The sequence below is a fragment of the Streptomyces atratus genome, assembly GCF_040655115.1.
GTDB classification, from domain to species: domain Bacteria; phylum Actinomycetota; class Actinomycetes; order Streptomycetales; family Streptomycetaceae; genus Streptomyces; species Streptomyces atratus_D.
On sequence record NZ_JBFAJH010000004.1, the window covers coordinates 84150 to 102463 of the forward strand.

Annotated in this window: 19 protein-coding genes; 12 read left to right on the forward strand and 7 right to left on the reverse strand. The window is 71.1% G+C overall.

Annotation, left to right across the window (positions count from 1 at the left end; translation table 11 throughout):
- The first annotated feature begins 96 nt into the window (after positions 1 to 96).
- The 4 genes from AB0I23_RS07180 to AB0I23_RS07195 all read left to right on the forward strand — a co-directional run bounded on the left by AB0I23_RS07180 (position 97) and on the right by AB0I23_RS07195 (position 3152).
- Positions 97 to 675 carry a histidine phosphatase family protein gene (locus AB0I23_RS07180; protein ID WP_359107644.1) on the forward strand — a complete coding sequence of 193 codons (579 nt, stop codon included), beginning with the start codon at positions 97 to 99 and terminating at the stop codon, positions 673 to 675.
- Positions 676 to 1475: 800 nt separating this feature from the next.
- A complete protein-coding gene (locus AB0I23_RS07185) occupies positions 1476 to 1979 on the forward strand; it encodes an Asp23/Gls24 family envelope stress response protein (protein ID WP_359107646.1) in 504 nt (167 codons plus the stop codon).
- A 168-nt stretch (positions 1980 to 2147) separates the two neighbouring features.
- A complete protein-coding gene (locus AB0I23_RS07190) occupies positions 2148 to 2699 on the forward strand; it encodes a hypothetical protein (protein ID WP_359107648.1) in 552 nt (183 codons plus the stop codon).
- Positions 2700 to 2996: 297 nt separating this feature from the next.
- A complete protein-coding gene (locus AB0I23_RS07195; RefSeq protein WP_359108014.1) occupies positions 2997 to 3152 on the forward strand; it encodes a DUF6131 family protein in 156 nt (51 codons plus the stop codon).
- A 183-nt stretch (positions 3153 to 3335) separates the two neighbouring features.
- On the opposite strand, the gene AB0I23_RS07200 is transcribed toward AB0I23_RS07195, so the two are convergent.
- The gene (locus tag AB0I23_RS07200; RefSeq protein ID WP_359107650.1) at positions 3336 to 4775 is read right to left on the reverse strand and encodes a dihydrolipoyl dehydrogenase family protein; all 1440 of its coding nucleotides are present in this window, start codon (positions 4773 to 4775) and stop codon (positions 3336 to 3338) included.
- Between the two features lie 118 nt (positions 4776 to 4893).
- On the opposite strand from AB0I23_RS07200, the gene trxA reads away from it, so the two are divergent.
- Positions 4894 to 5268: a thioredoxin gene (gene trxA / locus AB0I23_RS07205; RefSeq protein WP_359107652.1), complete on the forward strand. Its 375-nt coding sequence runs from the start codon at positions 4894 to 4896 to the stop codon at positions 5266 to 5268.
- A gap of 63 nt (positions 5269 to 5331) precedes the next feature.
- Here the strand turns inward: trxA and AB0I23_RS07210 are convergent, their stop codons facing one another.
- The 3 genes from AB0I23_RS07210 to AB0I23_RS07220 all read right to left on the reverse strand — a co-directional run bounded on the left by AB0I23_RS07210 (position 5332) and on the right by AB0I23_RS07220 (position 8484).
- Positions 5332 to 6768, reverse strand: coding sequence for an aldehyde dehydrogenase family protein (locus AB0I23_RS07210; RefSeq protein WP_359107654.1), 1437 nt, complete (start codon positions 6766 to 6768; stop codon positions 5332 to 5334).
- A 292-nt stretch (positions 6769 to 7060) separates the two neighbouring features.
- On the reverse strand, positions 7061 to 7405 hold the full coding sequence (locus tag AB0I23_RS07215; RefSeq protein WP_359107656.1) for a hypothetical protein: 345 nt from the start codon (positions 7403 to 7405) through the stop codon (positions 7061 to 7063).
- A gap of 56 nt (positions 7406 to 7461) precedes the next feature.
- Positions 7462 to 8484 carry a LacI family DNA-binding transcriptional regulator gene (locus AB0I23_RS07220; protein ID WP_359107658.1) on the reverse strand — a complete coding sequence of 341 codons (1023 nt, stop codon included), beginning with the start codon at positions 8482 to 8484 and terminating at the stop codon, positions 7462 to 7464.
- 49 nt (positions 8485 to 8533) lie between these two features.
- On the opposite strand from AB0I23_RS07220, the gene AB0I23_RS07225 reads away from it, so the two are divergent.
- From AB0I23_RS07225 to AB0I23_RS07235, 3 genes are all read left to right on the forward strand, one after another.
- Positions 8534 to 8752, forward strand: coding sequence for a hypothetical protein (locus AB0I23_RS07225; RefSeq protein ID WP_359107660.1), 219 nt, complete (start codon positions 8534 to 8536; stop codon positions 8750 to 8752).
- Positions 8753 to 8890: 138 nt separating this feature from the next.
- On the forward strand, positions 8891 to 10408 hold the full coding sequence (locus AB0I23_RS07230; RefSeq protein ID WP_359107662.1) for a flotillin family protein: 1518 nt from the start codon (positions 8891 to 8893) through the stop codon (positions 10406 to 10408).
- Between the two features lie 153 nt (positions 10409 to 10561).
- The gene (locus tag AB0I23_RS07235) at positions 10562 to 11056 is read left to right on the forward strand and encodes a type II toxin-antitoxin system PemK/MazF family toxin (protein WP_359107664.1); all 495 of its coding nucleotides are present in this window, start codon (positions 10562 to 10564) and stop codon (positions 11054 to 11056) included.
- A 119-nt stretch (positions 11057 to 11175) separates the two neighbouring features.
- Here the strand turns inward: AB0I23_RS07235 and AB0I23_RS07240 are convergent, their stop codons facing one another.
- Positions 11176 to 12018, reverse strand: coding sequence for a TIGR02452 family protein (locus AB0I23_RS07240; RefSeq protein WP_359107666.1), 843 nt, complete (start codon positions 12016 to 12018; stop codon positions 11176 to 11178).
- 148 nt (positions 12019 to 12166) lie between these two features.
- Here AB0I23_RS07240 and egtA point away from each other — a divergent pair, with 148 nt between their 5' ends.
- Genes egtA through egtD form a run of 4 tightly spaced genes read left to right on the forward strand, consistent with a single transcriptional unit; the run spans position 12167 to position 16549 of the window.
- Positions 12167 to 13504 (forward strand): ergothioneine biosynthesis glutamate--cysteine ligase EgtA, encoded by a 1338-nt coding sequence (gene egtA, locus AB0I23_RS07245; RefSeq protein ID WP_359107668.1) that lies wholly within the window; start codon positions 12167 to 12169, stop codon positions 13502 to 13504.
- Positions 13501 to 14835: an ergothioneine biosynthesis protein EgtB gene (gene egtB, locus AB0I23_RS07250; protein ID WP_359107670.1), complete on the forward strand. Its 1335-nt coding sequence runs from the start codon at positions 13501 to 13503 to the stop codon at positions 14833 to 14835. Before egtA ends, egtB begins: the two co-directional genes overlap by 4 nt.
- Positions 14835 to 15590 carry an ergothioneine biosynthesis protein EgtC gene (gene egtC / locus AB0I23_RS07255; protein ID WP_359107672.1) on the forward strand — a complete coding sequence of 252 codons (756 nt, stop codon included), beginning with the start codon at positions 14835 to 14837 and terminating at the stop codon, positions 15588 to 15590. Before egtB ends, egtC begins: the two co-directional genes overlap by 1 nt.
- Positions 15587 to 16549, forward strand: coding sequence for an L-histidine N(alpha)-methyltransferase (egtD, locus tag AB0I23_RS07260; RefSeq protein WP_359107674.1), 963 nt, complete (start codon positions 15587 to 15589; stop codon positions 16547 to 16549). The genes egtC and egtD overlap by 4 nt, the downstream gene beginning before the upstream one ends.
- Here egtD and AB0I23_RS07265 read toward each other — a convergent pair.
- Positions 16492 to 17349 (reverse strand): lysophospholipid acyltransferase family protein, encoded by an 858-nt coding sequence (locus AB0I23_RS07265; RefSeq protein WP_359107676.1) that lies wholly within the window; start codon positions 17347 to 17349, stop codon positions 16492 to 16494. The genes egtD and AB0I23_RS07265 overlap by 58 nt on opposite strands.
- Entirely contained in the window at positions 17346 to 18218 is an 873-nt protein-coding gene (locus AB0I23_RS07270) for a GNAT family N-acetyltransferase (RefSeq protein ID WP_359107678.1), read from the reverse strand. The genes AB0I23_RS07265 and AB0I23_RS07270 overlap by 4 nt, the downstream gene beginning before the upstream one ends.
- Positions 18219 to 18314: the final 96 nt, after the last annotated feature.

Sequence of the window (18314 nt, forward strand, 5' to 3'; positions counted from 1 at the left end):
GCGCCATCCGCTGGGCCGGGAGGCCCGGATGCCATGGTGTGCTTACCCGCGAGGCCACAGATCAGGGAGTTGACACCGGTGTTGGCGGTACAGGTGATGTTGATCTCACCGGCGCTCAATGCGGCGCTGCGTGAAGCCCGTTTCGACGGCGACGCCCCGCTCGACGCGTCCGGTGTCCGGCGGGCGCGTGCGGCCGCGGCCACGGTGCCTGCCGCCGATCACCGGGTGTGCGGCTCGGACGAGCGGTGCGCCGGGACCGCCGAGGCGTTGGGGCTGCGGCCCGAGCCCGAACCTGCCCTTCGTGGCTGGGACTTGGGGCGCTGGAGCGGGCAAAGGCTGGCGGAGGTGAGCGAGACCGAGCCAGAAGCGGTGTCGGCCTGGCTGTCCGGACCTTCGGCGACCCCGCACGGCGGCGAGTCGCTGCTGGAGCTGTGTGCGCGGGTAGGCAACTGGCTGGACTCGCTACGTCGGGACGGCGCCGGCGACGGCCGCGTGATCGCCGTGGTCGAACCCGCCGTGGTGCGCGCCGCGATCGTGCATGCGCTGAGCCTTCCGCCGCAGGCGTTCTGGCGGTTGGATGTCGCCCCGTTGACGCTGACAGAGCTCAGCGGCCGGTCCGGCCGCTGGAACCTGCGCTGCGGGTGGTCCCTGAGCGCCGGAACCGACGTCCCGTAACCCGGCGCGGGCCTCCCCCGCCCGACCGGCCCGCCCCGCGGGTGACGTCCGGTCACAGACCGCTCTCGCGGGCACACCGCTGCTCCTGCCGGGCAACGTCTTGCTCACGGCGGCCGGGAACCAGACCGCGCTGATCGCCGCGCGCGTCATCAATCGCCCGCGTCCTCGCCCCCGAGCCGGGGTTCCGGTCTGCGACGAACCGATGTCGGCGCTCGACGCGTCCGTACCGGCGTAGATCCTGGACCTGCTGGCCAGCCTCCAACAACGCCTGGACACCGCGCTGTCGTTCGTCGCACACGACGTGTGGGCCGTCCGGCGCATTCAGCGACCGGGTGCCGGTGATGAAGGAGGGTGCGGCCGAGTACGTCTTCACCGCACCCAGCCCACCCCTGCACCAGGTCCCTCCCGGTGGCCGTAACGAAGCGCACAGTCGCTACTGGTCCCGGTACGTCTCCGGCAACCACCGCAGCGGACAGACAGTAGTCGGGTGAGTCACCTCCGTGACGCGTCACGGAATCACGTGTGCCGACCCCAGCGGGCATCACGGCGGACTCCGGTTCCCCCGACCGGACCGGAGGGCGCACACCCGGGGTCGGACTCCCCGCAAACGCCGCCACTCACCCGGCACCGGGCCCAGAGAGAACGATGAAGGGGCAAACCGCCAGCCTGCTCATCCCCTCCGCACACGGCCCGCCCGCAGGTCCGCCCGCACACCCCTGCCGCGCAAGCAATGCGGACAAATACTACGTAAACTGGCCAAGCGTTTCGAACCCACCCTCTCTTCGGAAGGGCGACCGACCATGACCGATCAGACGCTGACGAACCGGCCCGAGACCACGACAGGCCCGAAATCCGAGGCCACGCACGGAGTAGGACCGCACGGCGGAAACCGCCGAACGGAACCTGGATCACGGGGACGGACCACGATCGCCGACGGCGTGGTGGCGAAGATCGCCGGGCTGGCGGCCCGGGGCGTGCCCGGAGTCCAGGGCATGGGAGGGGGATTCGCCCGCGGTTTCGGGGCCGTGCGGGAGCGGGTGCCCGGGGCGGGAAGTCAGTCCGTCACCAGCGGCGTCAAGGTCGAAGTCGGCGAGGTCCAGACGGCGATCGACCTGTCGATCATCGTCGAATACGGCTTCGCGATCGTCGAGCTCGCGGGCGACGTCCGGACCGAGGTGATCGCCGCCATCGAGCGAATGACCGGACTGGAGGTCGTGGAGGTCAACATCATGGTGAGCGACGTGAAGCTGCCCGACGAGGAGGAGGAGCAGCAGCAGCAGGTGCCGGAGAGGCGGGTCGCGTAGCGGTTCACCGGACCGGATCGCGCCTGGTCAAGGAGGGATGACCATCGACCGTGTGGTCGGCCCGAAGCCTCGGCGGCCTCCCTCGATCCGTCGAGTACCTGTTTGCCGTAGGACCCCTGGGGCAGCCGCACATGACAGGGATACGGCTGGCCTCGATCGGAGGACCAGATGTCCACAGGAATCATCATTGCCATCGTCGTCGTCGTGGTCCTCGCCGCCCTCGCGATGATTCTCCGGCTCGCCAATCGGCGGCGGCGTCTACGGGAACGCTTCGGGCCCGAGTACGAGCGCACCGTGGCAGCCGAGGACAGTCGCATGGCGGCAGAGCGCGATCTGCGCGCCCGCGAGCAACGGCACGACGAGCTCGATCTGAAGCCGCTGGCCTCGACTGCCCGTCAGCAGTACACGCAGGACTGGAGCAGCGTGCAGGAGCACTTCGTGGACCGTCCGGAGGAGGCGGTCGGTGAGGCGGACCAGCTGGTGACCCGGCTCATGAAGGAACGCGGCTACCCGACCGAGGGCTACGAGCAGCAGCTGAAGGACCTGTCGGTCGAACACGGCCGCACGCTGGAGCATTATCGTGCCGCCCACGAGGTCAATGCACGAGCCGGCGGTCACCGGACGACCACCGAGGAACTGCGGGGAGCGATGGTGCACTACCGCGCGCTCTTCGACGACCTGCTCACCAACGGCGAAAGGCCGGGGCAGCAACGCGCCTGACCCTGCGTCCACATGCAACGGCGGTTACGCATCGAAAGCCCGGCGAAACCTATGGGGGCCGGGAGAGGAGGTCCACACCGAGGATCTGCGCACAGCGCTTCAGCGTTACCGTTCGTTCTTTCAACCGCCTGCTCAGCACATGACCGTGGAGCAGAGGTCGGCGCGTGTGATCGATTGCGGTCGGGGCCACGGATTCCCGGCCCTGGACGGCAGTACGCGCGACGGCAGTCACCGGCCACGCGGAGACACGCCCTCCGGCGCATACTCGAAGGTGGCCCCGAAAGATTGGGGGACGCGATGATCGTCCTCGGAGTCATTCTGCTCGTGATCGGGATGGTGGCCGGCATTTCCATCCTGTGGACCATCGGCGTCGCCCTCGTGGTGATCGGTGCGGTCCTCTGGATTCTCGGTGCTGTCGGGCACGGAATCGGTGGGCGGCGCCACTACTGGTGAGAACCGGAGAAACGCTTCGCCCTATGAGCTCACCGGCACGTCGTCGGCGCCTCGGGGACGTAGTTGCAGCGTACATCTGTGCGAGACGACGGACCCCGGCAACGCGGAACCCCTGTGTCCCGTCCCTCGGAGGGACGGGACACAGGGGGATCCTTCGCCGACGCACCGACTCACCGTCCGGGCTCAGCCGCGATATGCCTCCAGCAGGCGCAGCCACACCTCGCTGATGGTCGGATAGGCGGGGACCGCGTGCCAGAGCCGGTCGATGGGGACCTCGCCCGCGACGGCGACCGTCGCCGAGTGCAGCAGTTCGCCGATGCCGGGACCGACAAAGGTGACGCCGAGCACGATCTCGCGGTCGAGGTCGACGATCATGCGGGCGCGGCCCCGGTAGCCGTCCGCGTACAGTCCGGAGCCGGCGACGGCAGCGAGGTCGTGGTCGACGGCGCGGACCCGGTGCCCGGCGCGTTCGGCCGCGGCGAGGGTGAGCCCGACGGATGCGGCCTCCGGGTCGGTGAAGACGACCTGGGGGACGGCCGCGTGGTCGGCGGTGGCGGCGTGTGCGCCCCAGCGGCCGGTCGCCGGCGGCGCGGCGCCCTGCGCGCGGGCGGCGATCGCGGCACCCGCGATGCGGGCCTGGTACTTGCCCTGGTGGGTGAGGAGCGCCCGGTGATTGACGTCGCCGACGGCGTAGAGCCAGTTGCTGCCCTCGACGCGGCAGCTGTCATCGACCTTCAGCCAGGATCCGGACTTCAGTTCCACCGTCTCCAGGCCGAGGTCGTCGGTGCGTGGGGCACGGCCGGTGGCGAAGAGGATCTCGTCGGTCTCGATGCGCTCGCCGTTGTCCAGTTCCACGGTGACCGGTCCGTCGGGGCCGGCACGCCGCACGGAGGTGGCGGAGACGCCCGTACGGACGACGGCTCCGGCCTCGGTGAGGGCCTCGGCGACCAGCTCGCCCGCGAACGGCTCCATCTTCGGCAACAGCCCCTTGCCACGGATCAGCATCGTCACGTGCGCGCCGAGAGCCTGCCAGACGGTGGCCATCTCCACGCCGACGACTCCCCCGCCGACAATCACCAGTCGGCCCGGCACCTCCTTGGCGCTGGTCGCCTCGCGGCTGGTCCAGGGGCGGGCGTCGGCGACTCCGGGAAGGTCGGGAACGACGGCGCGGCTGCCGGTGCAGACGGCGACGGCGTGCCGGGCGGTCAGCCGGTGTTCGGAGCCGTCGGGGCCCGTGACAGAGACCTCCTTCGTACCGGTCAGACGTCCCCGCCCCCGGTAGACGTCCGCGCCGATCCCCTCCAGCCAGGCGACCTGTCCGTCGTCCTTCCAGTGCGAGGCGTACTCGTCACGGTGGGCGAGGACGGCCGCCGTGTCCAGGGGTCCCTGAACCGCCGCGCTGAGTCCGGGGACCCTGCGCGCGTCGGCGCGGGCCACGACCGGGCGCAGCAGCGCCTTGCTGGGCATGCACGCCCAGTACGAGCACTCGCCGCCGACGAGCTCCGTCTCGACGACCGCCGTGGACAGTCCGGCGGCCCGGGTCCGGTCCGCCACGTTCTCACCCACCGGGCCCGCACCGATCACCACGACGTCGTACACGGCGTTCTCCACAGCATCTGTCATGGGGGACAGTCTGGCGGTGGGTGTGTGCCGTGGCCACATGGGCAGGCGGAATAGCGCAGAACGGGGCACTGTTGTGCCGGACACGTCCGAAACGGGCACAGGAAGAGGTAACGAGAGCATGAGCACCGTAGAGCTCACCAAGGAAAACTTCGATCAGGTCGTCAGCGAGAACGAGTTCGTCCTGATCGACTTCTGGGCTTCCTGGTGCGGCCCGTGTCGGCAGTTCGCGCCGGTGTACGACGCGGCGTCCGAGCGCCACGCCGACCTGGTCTTCGCCAAGGTCGACACAGAGGCGCAGCAGGAGCTGGCGGCGGCCTTCGAGATCCGGTCCATTCCGACCCTGATGATCGTCCGGGACAATGTGGCGGTGTTCTCCCAGCCGGGGGCCCTGCCGGAGACGGCTCTGGAGGATGTCATCGGGCAGGCCCGGAAGCTGGACATGGACGAGGTCCGCAAGTCCATCGAGGACCAGCAGAAGGAACAGACGCAGTAGGCAGCGCGAGCGAGCGTCGGCGAAGGGGCCCGGCCGGGCCCCTTCGCCGTGCCCGATATTCCGTCAGAAGGGGTGGCCCGCCGGTTCGCGGCGGACTGTCGTCCAGCGCAGGTCGGTGAAGGCCTCCAGGTTGGCCTCGCCCCCGAAGCGCGCGCCGGTGCCTGACGCGGCGATGCCGCCGAAGGGTGCGACCGCCTCGTCGTTCACTGTCTGGTCGTTGATGTGGGCGATGCCGGTCGGGATCCGGTCGGCGAGTTCCAGCCCGAGGGCGGTGTCGCGGGTGACGACGCCCAGCGAGAGTCCGTACGGGCTGTCGGCGGCCAGCGCCGCGGCCTCGTCGAGGGTGTCGAAGGACCGCACGGGGGCGACCGGACCGAAGACCTCCTCGGCGTAGGCGGGCGAGTGGTCGTCGACGTGGGTGAGGACGGTGGGCCGGTAGAAGAGGTCGCGGTGGGTGCCGCCCGCCGCGAGCTTCGCGCCCCGTGCGGTGCTCGACTCGACCAGGCGGTGGATTTTGCCGAGCTGGCCGCGGTCGATGATCGGGCCGAGGTGGACCTGCTCACGGTGCGGGTCGCCGACCACCAGCGCGTCCGCCTTGGCGACGAGCCGCTCGACGTACTCGTCGTGCAGCGAGGCGTGGACGAGGTGGCGGCCGGCGGTCATGCAGATCTGGCCCTGGTGGAAGAAGGAGCCCCAGGTCGCCTGGGTCACAGCGCCCTCCAGGTCGGCGTCCTCCATGACGACGAGGGCGGAGTTGCCGCCGAGCTCGAGGTGTACGCGCTTGAGGAGCCGTCCGGCAGCCTCGCCGACGGCGCGGCCCGCCGCGGTGGAGCCGGTGAAGGAGATGACCGGGACGCGAGGTTCGGCGACGAGCGCCTGTCCGGCCTCGGCGTCGCCGGGCAGGACGTGCAGCAGGTTTTCGTCGAGTCCGGCCTCGGCGAAGACCGCGGCGAGTGAGAGCCCGCCGCAGACCGCGGTGCGCGGGTCGGGCTTGAGGAGAACGGCGTTGCCGAGGGCGAGCGCGGGCGCGACGGACCGGATGGAGAGGATCAGTGGCGCGTTGAACGGGGCGATGACCCCGACGACGCCGACCGGGACCCTGCGGGTGTAGGAGAGCCGCCGGTCCTCGCTGGGGAGAACCTGACCGGCCGGCCGGGAGGCGAGCGCGGCGGCTTCGTAGCACTCCTGGGCGGCGACATGGAGCTCGAAGTCGGCCTTGCCGGGGATTGATCCCGACTCCCGTACGAGCCATTCGCGCAGCTCGTCGGCGTGGGCGGTGAACAGGTCACCGGCCCGGCGCAGAACGGCCGCGCGCACGAAGTGCGGAGTGCGGGCCCAGGCGGACTGGGCGTCGACCGCGGCCTCGGCGGCTGCCGCGATGTCCTCGGGCGCGGTGAGGGTGACGTGTCCGAGCACCTCGCCGGTGGCGGGCTCGACGACATCCGACTCACCTCCCGCGAGCGTGCGGGACTGCCAGGCTTTGGGGTCGAGCAGGGACATGAAGACTCTCCAGTCGATCGGTTCGAGGGGTGGTCCCATGCGGTGGGGCGCGCGGAGCACGCGGCCGCGGCCCCTCGGGACTACGCGATCCGGCGCAGCCGTGCGAGCTGCGTTCGGCCATCGAACGCGATCTCGCCCGGTTGAACGTGCAACATCGTAGTCACGCCGCACTGATCGAAAAGGGAATTGATCGAACTGCCGTTCCCTGTCGCGCGCGGAACCGTGCGGACGTCACGCACGAGCGGATTGGCTCAACTCCACATCTCTGCATGGCAGTTATCACCGCCTCGGGTCAGCTGTCGGCGGTCCGCTCAGCGATCCTGACCGAGAGCCCGTAGTCCAGTTCGGCACCGTCGACCAGCAGGGCCTCCACGGTGTGAGTCGCCGGATCGATGTCCGCCACCATGCCCTCCCCGGCGTACCGGGGGTAGCCCGACGCCCCCGTCTCGCCGGTGGCCTCCACGACGGCGGAACGGATAGGGGCGTCGGCGGATCGGACATCGCCGGTATCGGCGGTCCCAGAAGTTCCGGAGGCCCCGGGGGCGTCCGGGGCCTTCGGGGCCTCAGTGGTGGGCCCGGTGGCCCCTTCGGTGAACTCGGGGACCAACAGGATCTCGTAACTCTGCGGATAGCTCATGGTCATGACGCTAAGCAAGCAACGCGTGAGGTGCACGTTGCCGCGCTCGACCCGCCTCAGCTGGACTCTCGGGGGATCGCCCGCGCCCTCAGCAGATCATGGCGCTCCGGCACACCTCCCGGGTGCCGCACCAGCCGGTCGACGAGGTCCGCGAGCGGCTGCGACGTGGCCAGTTCCATCCGCACACTGCTCAGCCGGGGCCTCAGCAGCCTGCCGAGGAGCAGGTCGTCGGCGCCCACCACAGCCGTCTCGGCAGGTATCTCGATGCCCGCGTCCTGGAGGGCCCGCATCAGGAGCATCGCGTAGGCGTCGTCGTACGCGAACACGCCGTCGAGTCCGAGCCTGCGCCACCGGGCGGCGAGCGCGCCGGCCGACTCCTCGTCGTACCGCAGGGGCAGCGGTTCGATACGGGCTCCGCCACCGGCCGCCACCCGGCGGGCTCCGGACAGCCTCGGTTCGGCCAAGAGGGCGAGGCCCGGTTCCTCGGGCATGACGACGCCGATCCGGCGTCGTCCGCGTTCCAGCAGATGTCCGGTCGCGCAACTGCCGACCTTCCGCTGGTCCATGACCAGGGCGTGGGCCCCGTCCACCGGCTGCGGGCCGAGGGTGATCACCGCCTTGGCGCCGGAACGTCGCAGTACGGCTATGCCCTGTGCAGTGAGCGAGACCCCACCGGGTGCGATCACGGCGACAGGGCGGAGTTCGGCCCAAGTCCGGGCGGCGTCGTCGGCGTCCAGACCGAGGCTGCCGTGCTGGACGACGGTGTAGTCGAGGCGGCGAAGCCCGGATTCGAGTTCATGGAGGAAGCGGTGGTGGAGCGGACCGACCGGATGATCCCCGGTGGGCATCAAGACCGTCCGGGTGTGTCCGGCGCGCAGGCTCCGGGCCGCCGCGTGCGGCACATAGCCGAGTTCGGAGGCCGCCTCCCTGACCCGGCGGCGGGTGGGCTCGCTGATCCGGACGGTCGAGTTGTTGTTGAGTACGTACGACACGGTGGCCCGTGAGACTCCGGCGAGCCGCGCCACGTCGGCGCTGGTCGGGACGGGGCCTTCGGTGGGCTGCTTGGGTAACTGGCTCATGGCGTCGGGCAGTCTTCCAGACCGGATGGAGGTGGGTACGCTCCGGGGCATGGATGACTCGTCGATGGTGGGGCTGCTCGGCAGGGTGACCGGGACGGTGGGGCCGGGACTGGTCGGTGAGGTGATCGTTCGGATCCGTGGGGGCGCCGAGCACTTCCTTGCCCATTCCGCATCGCCGGGGGTCCGCATGGAGCTGGGGACGGTGGTGACCGTGATCGAGTATCTGCCACCGCGAACCGTCTATGTGGCTCCTGCTTACGACAGTTGAGGTGTGTGAGGGACCGGCGTCCGGTGTGCGGCAGTCAAGATTGCGGCAAGGTTGCGCACACCTCTTCTCCGCCGTCGCGCACAGGAGAAGACTCCGTCTGTTCAGCAGTGCCGACGGGGCACTGCGATAAGGGGGCGCATGCCGATGGTCATCGGCGTCACGGCGGGTCTCGTACTCGCTGCCATCATGGTGTTGATCGGCCTTTTCAAGCTCATGTGGCGGGTGGCCGAGCCGAACGAAGCACTCGTCATCTCAGGTTCCAAGCACAAGACCGAGGGCCTCGGACAGGGCATGGGGTTCCGCATCGTCACCGGGCACGGCACGCTCGTCCTGCCCGGGGTGCAGGCGGTACGAAAGATGTCGCTGGATCTCAACGAAACGGAACTGTCCGTCGATTGCGTCACACATCAGGGGATTCCCCTGCGGGTGCGCGGCGTTGTCATCTTCAAGGTGGGCGACGACTTCGTGTCGATCGCCAATGCGGCCCGCCGTTTCCTCGACCAGCAGAAGATGATGTCGGAGCGGGTGCACAACGTGTTCGCCGGTCATCTCCGGTCCATAGTCGGTGGGTTGACCGTCGAGGACATGATCCGGGACCGGGAGAAGCTCACCGGTCAGACCCGGGCGGCGTGCGGCACCGAGATGGAGAAGCTCGGGCTGATCGTCGACTCGCTACAGATCCATGAGATCGAGGACCCGACCGGGTACATCAAGAATCTCGCCATGCCGCATGCCGCGGCGGTGCAGCGGGACGCCCGGATCGCACAGGCCGAGGCCAACCGGCGGGCCACCGAGGCGGAGCAGCAGGCAGCCGCCCGGATGTCGGAGGCGACCCGCGACAGCGAGATCCTGCAGGCCGGGTATCAGGCCGAGCGGGACAAGGCCGCGGCCAAGTCGCGACAGGCGGGTCCCCTCGCCGACGCGGCGGCCAGGCAGGAGGTCGTGGTCCAGGAGACCCGGGTCGCCGAACTGGAGGCCCGGCGGCGCGAGCAGCAGCTGCAGGCGGACGTTCGGAAGCCCGCGGATGCCCAGGCGTACGAGAAGCGGACGCTGGCGGAGGGCGAGCGCGACGCCCGGATCTCGGCCGCCGAGGCGCATGCGAAGGAGACGGAGCTCGCCGCGATCGCCGAGGCCAACCGGGTCAAGACGGCGGCGATCGCGGAGGCCGAGGCCACGAAGGCGCGCGGCGCCGCCGCCGCGTCGGCGACCCGGGCGACCGGTGAGGCGGAGGCAGCGGCGGCGCAGGCCAAGGGGCTGGCGCTGGCCGAGTCGACCCGGGCGAAGGGCCTGGCCGAGGCCGAGGCGATCAAGGCGCGCGCAGCAGCCCTGGCGGAAAATCAGGAAGCCGTGGTCGCACAGCAGTTGGCAGAGAAGTGGCCGGAGATCGTCGAGGCGGGCGCGGGCGCCTTCAGCAGCGTGGACCACATGGTGCTGCTGAACGGCGCCGACGGGATGTCGGAGATGTTCGCGAAGGCGCTGACGATGGGGGGCACGGGGCTTGGTCTGGCTCGGCAGCTGCTGTCCACGATGAGCGAGAAGGGTGAGACGGCAGGGTCCTCGGCGGCGGTCGACGGTGTCACGCCCGCCGTGCCGCCGTCGCCGCGCAAGGAGCGCATTCCGGTGACGGACGGTCAGGAGGGGAACGTACCCTCCTGACGGCGGCCATGCGTCAGGAACGTCGGCGCAGGGCCTGCGAGGGGTGCGCGTGTGCGTCCGGGGGACGGGTGCCCGATGACCATGGTCCGAAACCGCTGCCCGTTCGGCGGACCCGCTCCACGGAATGGGCCGGACAGCCCCTACGGTGTTCCGATGACCATCGCTCACCGTTCAGACAGCACGTATCTCTCGGACTCCACCCGCGCCGCCGACGGCTCGGCCGACTTCCCCGGGCGCTCCGGCCCCTCCGCGACCGCCGAGGCGAACCCTCACGACGTGGGCCCGGTCCGCACCTCGTACGCCCCCGACCGCGACGGGGACCCCGACCCCGGCGAGATCGTCTGGACCTGGGTGCCCTTCGAGGAGAGCGACGGGCGCGGCAAGGACCGCCCGGTGCTGGTGGTGGCCCGGGAGGCGGCGGGCACGCTGCTCGCCGTGCAGCTCACCAGCAAGCAGCACGACCGGGAGCGCGAGTGGGTGGCTCTCGGCGCCGGGCCGTGGGACAGCTCGGGCCGGCCGTCCTGGGTCGATCTGGACCGGGTGCTGCGGGTGCATGAGGACGGGATGCGGCGCGAGGCGTGCGCGCTGGACCGGGACCGGTTCGACCTGGTCGCCGGCCGGCTGCGGGAGCGTTACGGCTGGAACTGACCGGCGGGGCCGGGAGGCCGCCCTTACGGCGGACGTTGACCCCTCTGGCTCAACGTCGCCGTGTCGGCCGGTGTCCACCCCTCTGGCTCAACTGCAGGGTGAGGGGGGTGTCCGGCGGATCACGGCCGGGGTCGCAGCCCCCTGTCGAACGCGTGGGCGAATGCAGCACGAGTGGCCGATTCAGGGCCGCGGTCGAGGATGCCGAAGACGATCTGCTCGAAATGCCCGGCGAACCGGCCCCCGTCGACGAGCAGCGTCCGGAAGGCACCTGCCACCTGCGCCGGATCGTTGCGGAACACGCCGCAGCCCCAGGCGCCGAGCACCAGCCTGCGGTACCCGCGCACCGCCGCGACCTCCAGCACCCGTTCGGCGCGGGACGCGAGCGCGGCGGGGATGCGAGGGGCGTCCTCTGGGGTCCGGCTGCGGATCACTCCGGCGTTGGGTGCGGGCGAGGTGAGGAAGCCCACGGTGTACGGGGTGTCCAGCAGGCGCCCCCGGTCGTCGCGGAACACCGGTACGCCGGGTGAGTGGATGACCCGGTCGGTGTAGAAGGCGCTGCGTTCGACGCGGTGATGGGCGTAGTGGTCGGGGGCGCGCAGCAGGGTGGCGTAGAGCGCCGAGCCGCGGCAGAGCGCCTCCTCCTGGGCCTGCGCACCGTTGAGGTAGCCGCCGCCGGGATTGCGGGCGGAGGCGTAGTTCAGGACGGCGACCTTGCCGGGCCCTTCGCCCGTCATCCGGGCGGCCGCCTGCAGACTGCTCTCACCGGTGACCTCCACGACCGTGGTGCGGTCGGAGTCCAGGGCGGCGACGGGCACCGGCCCGGGCCCGTACAGCCGGGTACCGGAGAGCGCGGCGGCCAGAGCACGCTCGATACTGACCTCACGCCCCGCGGGCGTGCGGTAGAAGCCTTCCTCGACGATGGACTCGGTCTCTCTTGCGATGGCGCGCAGCCGTGCGCTCATCGATACTCCCCCATGTAGTGCATACGGGACATGGTCGGTGCTTCCGAGGCCCGGATGCAACCGAATTCCTGCCGCACAAGGGCACCCTTGTGCGGTCTCCCGGCACGGGTTTGGGTGGGACGGACGCACCGAAGAAGGAGGCCCCGGAATGTCACCGGACGCACCTGTCGGCCACGGTCCAGCCGAGTACGACCAGCCCCTCGGCGAGGGCGAGGCGGAGGATCTACTGCGATGCATCTGCTTCAAGACGGGCCCGCCTCGCACGGTCGGTGTCGAGCTCGAATGGCTCATACACGACCGTGACCACCCCCGGACCTTGGTCCCTCACGACCGTCTCCACGCGGCTGTCGCCGCTGTACGCGCGCTGCCACTGAGTGCGGCACTCACCTTCGAACCCGGCGGCCAGCTGGAGCTCAGCTCGCGCCCCGCCGGCTCCCTCACGGCCTGCATCGATGCCATGACCACCGATCTGGCCGCCGTACGTGCCGCCCTCGACGCGGAGGACCTCGCACCGGTCGGTTTCGGCGTCGACCCCTGGCATCCGCCGCGCCGTCTGCTGCACGAGCCCCGCTACGACGCCATGGAGGTCTCGCTCGACCGGTCGGGGACGGCCGGCCGCGCCATGATGTGCACCACCGCATCCGTCCAGGTCTGTCTGGACGCCGGCGAGGAGGAGCCGGGGCCACTCGGCTACGGGCGGCGCTGGCAGCTGTCGCATCTGCTGGGTGCGGTACTGGTGGCGGTGTTCGCCAACTCGCCGTACCGGCTGGGCCGGCCGACAGGACTGCGGTCCACCCGCCAGTCGATCTGGGCGGATCTCGATCCGGTACGCAGTCTGGCGCCGCCGGGCCATCTGGCCCCGCGCGACGCCTGGGCCACGCATGTGCTCGACGCCCCCGTCATGTGCATCCGGGGCGGCGAGGGGCCGTGGGCCGTCCCGGAGGGTCTGACCTTCCGCGACTGGATCCGTACGGGCGCGCCACGGCCGCCGGTGTGCGCCGATCTCCGCTACCACATCAGCACGCTCTTTCCGCCGGTGCGCCCGCGCGGACATCTCGAACTGCGCATGATCGACGCGCAGCCCGGTGACGACGGATGGCTTGTGCCGCTCGCCGTCACCACCGCCCTCTTCGACGACCCGGAGGCTGCCGAGACCGTGTACCGCACCGTCAAACCGCTGGCCGAGACGGCGGGACCGCTGTCGGCACCGCGCAACCCGCTCTGGACCGGCGCTGCCCGTGACGGCCTGGCCGACCCCGAACTGCGGGCGGTGGCCACCGTCTGCTTCGGCCTGGCCCGCGAAGCGCTGCCCCGGATGGGTGCGAGCGAGGCTGTGCAGGAGGCGGTGGCGAACTTCCACGACCGTTATGTCGCCCGGGGGCGATGTCCGGCCGATGATCTGTCCGGACTGCTGTCGAGGGAAGCGGTGCATGCGATGCCCACGGCCGTGCTCCGTCCGGAACCGGGAAAGAAGGCAGGCTCATGACCCACTCCCCCACCCCCTCGGCCGCCGGCCTGGACGCCGAGGCGCTCCGCCGGCGCGCTCTTGCGGCGCTCCTCACCGCCAGGGAACGCACCACGCTCCTCACCGACAGCGTGGACGATCACGAACTGACCGCCCAGCATTCACCGTTGATGTCGCCGTTGGTGTGGGACCTCGCGCACATCGGCAATCAGGAGGAGCTGTGGCTGCTGCGGGGCGTCGCCGGGCTGGAGGCGATGCGGCCCGAGATCGACGGGCTGTACGACGCCTTCGAGCATCCGCGGGCGAGCCGCCCGTCCCTGCCGCTGCTGCCTCCCGCCGAGGCCCGCTCCTACGCCGCGGAGGTGCGGGGCCGGGCCCTGGACATCCTCGACAGCACCGCCCTGACCGGTGGCCGCCGGCTCGTGGATGCGGGTTTCGCCTTCGGGATGATCGCCCAGCATGAACAGCAGCACGACGAGACGATGCTGATCACCCATCAACTGAGGTCGGGTCCGGCCGTACTCACCGCACCAGAACCGCCGCGGCCCACCGACGCGGCCTCCTTGCCCTCCGAAGTCCTGGTGACGGGCGGACCGTTCACCATGGGAACGTCCACCGAACCCTGGGCCCTCGACAACGAGCGGCCCGCCCATGTGCGTGACGTCCCCGCCTTCTTCATCGACACGACACCGGTCACCTGCGGCGCGTACGAGCCTTTCGTCGAGGACGGCGGCTACACCGAACGGCGCTGGTGGGCGCCGGAGGGGTGGGCCATGGTCCGCGAGCACGAGCTGACCGCCCCGCTGTTCTGGCACCGGGACGCAGGGCAGTGGCTGCGCCGCCGGTTCGGGGTGACCGAACCGGTGCCGGCCGACGAGCCGGTGCTCCATGTCAGCTGGTACGAGGCGGATGCCTACGCCCGTTGGGCGGGGCGCAGGCTGCCCACCGAGGTCGAGTGGGAGAAGGCGGCACGCCACGACCCGGGCTCGGGCCGCTCGCGCCGCTACCCGTGGGGCGACGAGGACCCGACCGCGGACCGGGCCAATCTGGGCCAGCGCCATCTGCGTCCGGCGCAGGCAGGCGCGTACGCTGCGGGCGAATCACCGCTCGGCGTACGCCAGTTGATCGGCGATGTGTGGGAGTGGACGTCGAGCGAGTTCCTCCCCTATCCGGGTTTCGCGGCGTTCCCGTACCGGGAGTACTCGGAGGTGTTCTTCGGGCCCGACCACAAGGTCCTGCGCGGTGGTTCGTTCGCGGTGGACGCGGTGGCCTGCCGGGGCACGTTCCGCAACTGGGACCTACCGGTGCGGCGCCAGATCTTCGCCGGATTCCGTACTGCGAGGGATCTCTGATGTGTCGTCACATTGCCTATGTCGGGCCACCGGTTACGCTCGGCACCGTGCTGGCACGGCCGACCCACGCGTTGGTGCGCCAGTCCTGGCAGCCCCGGCAGCAGAAGTACGGGACCGTCAACGCGGACGGTTTCGGGGTCGGCTGGTACGCGGACGGCGACCCGGTGCCGGGCCGCTACCGGCGCCAGGGGCCCATCTGGGCCGACCAGTCCTTCGCCGATCTGGCCCGGGTGGTGCGGAGCACGGCACTGCTGGCCGCCGTACGCGACGCCACCGAGGTGGGGGCGGACGGTGAGGCGGCAGCCGCGCCGTTCGCCTCGGGACGGCTGCTGTTCAGCCATAACGGTGCCGTGAAGGGCTGGCCCGGATCGCTGGCCCCGCTCGCCGCCACGCTGCCCCCGGCCGAACTCCTCACCCTCACCGCCCGCTGCGACTCCGCCCTGGCCTGGGCGCTCGTGCAGCACCGGATCGCCCTGGGGGACGACGTGCCGCAGGCCGTCGCCGACACCGTGGGCGAGATCGCGGAGGCGGCGCCCGGTTCGCGGCTGAACCTGCTGCTGACGGACGGCACCACGATCGTGGCGACCGCCTGGGGGGACACCCTCTGGTACCTCACCAAGCCGGGCCGCAGCGCGGTCGTCGCCTCGGAGCCGTACGACGACGATCCGCGCTGGCGCGCGGTCCCCGACCGCACTCTGCTCGTCGCGACCTGCACCGACGTTCTGCTCACCCCGCTCAAGGAGCCGACCGAGTGAGTCCCCTTCTGCTGACCCGCACCCTGCCGGTGGACGCGACGGACGCGGCGCTGCGCGCCGATGTGCTGCACGGTCTGACCCGGCACCCGAAGACCCTGCCGCCCAAGTGGTTCTACGACACGAGCGGCAGTGAGCTGTTCGAGGAGATCACCCAGCTGCCCGAGTACTACCCGACCCGCGCCGAGCGGGAGATCCTGGTCGCCCGCGCGTCCGGGATCGCCACGGCATCCGGGGCACGGACCCTGGTCGAACTGGGTTCCGGCTCGTCGGAGAAGACCCGGCATCTGCTGGACGCGCTGCCCGCGCTGCACAGCTATGTGCCGGTCGATGTGAGCGAGAGCGCTCTGCGCGGCGCGGCCGAGGCCCTGCTCACGGAGCGGCCGGACCTGTCGATCCATGCGCTGATCGCCGACTTCACCCAGGGGCTCGCGCTGCCCGACACACCGGGCCCGCGGCTCGTCGCCTTCCTGGGCGGCACGATCGGCAATCTGCTGCCGGACGAGCGGGCGGTGTTCCTGAAGTCGGTACGGTCGCTGCTCTCGCCCGGTGACGCGCTGCTGCTCGGCACGGATCTGGTGAAGGACGAGGAGACACTCGTCGCGGCGTACGACGACGCGGCCGGGGTGACGGCGGCGTTCAACAAGAACGTACTGAAGGTCGTCGACCGGGAGTTGGGAGCCGACTTCGACGCGGCGGACTTCGACCATGTGGCGCTGTGGGACCCGCAGCGGGAGTGGATCGAGATGCGTCTGCGGGCCCGCAGAGCGCTCACGGTGAAGATCCCGGAACTGGATCTGGTGGTGCCGTTCACGGCAGGCGAGGAGCTGCGTACGGAGATCTCGGCGAAGTTCCGCAAGGACGGGATCCGGAGCGAACTCGCTTCGGCCGGGCTCACGTTGACTCAGTGGTGGACGGACTCCGCGGACCGGTTCGCGGTGTCGCTGGCCACGGCGGTCTGAGCGATACGGGCAAGAGCACGGCGGCCGGGCCGGGTGCCCGCGGGGATCGGCGGCAGGACGCGGATCTCGGCGGTCAGCCCGGCCGCCGTGACCACCCGCCACAGTGAGGCGGCGAGCGGATCGTCACCGACGAACGCGGCGGCGCCGGCCGCCGGCCCGTCCGTCCGCGCGGTGCGGTAAGTGATGCGTACCGGGCGGACCTCGGCGTCCGCGTCGATCGCCGCCTGGAACACAGCGGGCCGGAACCGGCCACCGGATCCGCGCCCGCACCAGGTGCTGCCTTCGGGGAAGACCACCACCCGTGACCCGCCACGAAGCGCCCCCGCGATGGAGCGCACGGTCGCGGGCAGAGCCCGGAGCCGGTCGCGCTCGACGAACAGGGTGCCGCCGAGCGCGGCGAGCGGGCCGAGTACCGGCCAGCGCCTGATCTCGCTCTTGGCGAGCATCCGGCCAGGGAACACGGCGGCGACGAGCGGGATGTCCAGCCATGAGATGTGGTTGGCGACGACCAGTGCACCGCGAGCGCCGGCACGATCCGCCCCGGCCGGCGGCGCCGGATCGCCGAGCACCTGTATCCGTACTCCGAACGCCCGCACGACCCCGTACGCCCACCATCGGATCAGCCGGTCGCGCTGGCCCGCGCCGAGGAACAGCACAGGAGCGGCACATACCGCGCCGACGAGGACGAGGGTGCACCCGGCGAGCAGCAGGACCGTGGCCGGGAGGGCGCCGCGTACCGGGCCGTCGTGACGGGCGCAGGTGTGCGGGGTGCAGGGCGCGGTGGGCAGCCAGGCGCTCATGTCAGCGGGGCGAGAGACAGGAAGTGGCGCAGGTAGCGCGGGTCGGTGCGGCGCAGCGACAGCAGTACGTAGAGGTCGGCGACGTTGAAGTCGGGGTCGTGCGCGGGCGCCCCGCAGACCCAGGCGCCGAGCCGGAGGTAGCCGCGGAGCAACGGCGGAAGGGCGGCGAGCCCAGTGCGGGCGGGGGACCCGGAGGCTCGGCCGGGGCGGATGACGGCGTTGGACTGCCAGAGGCGGTGCGGGGTGACCCAGTACTCCTCGGGAGCCAGGTACGTCGCCCGCACGGTGTCCCAGGAGTCGGCGGCCAGCACGCCGCCGTCGGCCAGGGGTATCGAGCAGCAGCCGGCCAGCCAGTTGTGCCCGCTGCGCTCCAGGTAGCGGGCGAGCCCCGCCCAGATGAGGGCGATGACGGCGCCGTCCCTGTGGGCCGGGTGGACGCAGGAGCGGCCCACCTCGATCAGGTCGTCACGGATCGGTCCGAGCCGACCGAGATCGAACTCGCTCTCCGCGTAGAGACGTCCGGCGACGCGGGCCCGGTCGGGCGGCAGGAGGCGATAGGTGGCGATGACGTCGCCGGTCGCCACCTCCCGTACCAGCAGGTGATCGCAGAACGCGTCGAAGGCATCGCTGTCCAGGCCGGGCTCCGGCCCGTCCAGCCGGGCGCCGAATTCACCGGCGAAGACCTGGTGGCGCAGCCGCTGGGCGGCCCGCACCTCGTCCTGGGTGACGGCGAGGGAGACGCGGTAGAGCGGCGGAGCGGGAGCTTCGGACTGCGCCGGGGAGGGCTGCTCCGGGGAGGGCTGCTCCGGTACGAAGGAGGTGGAGGTGAGAGGGTCGGCGACGAGCGGAGGGGTGGGCAGCGCGTTCATGGCGGTCTCCGGGGACGGATCGACAAGGGCGGCTGCCGGGCTGCCGCGCTGCTGCGACGACCCGGCCCCTTACTTCTTCCGTGACCGGCTGGATTC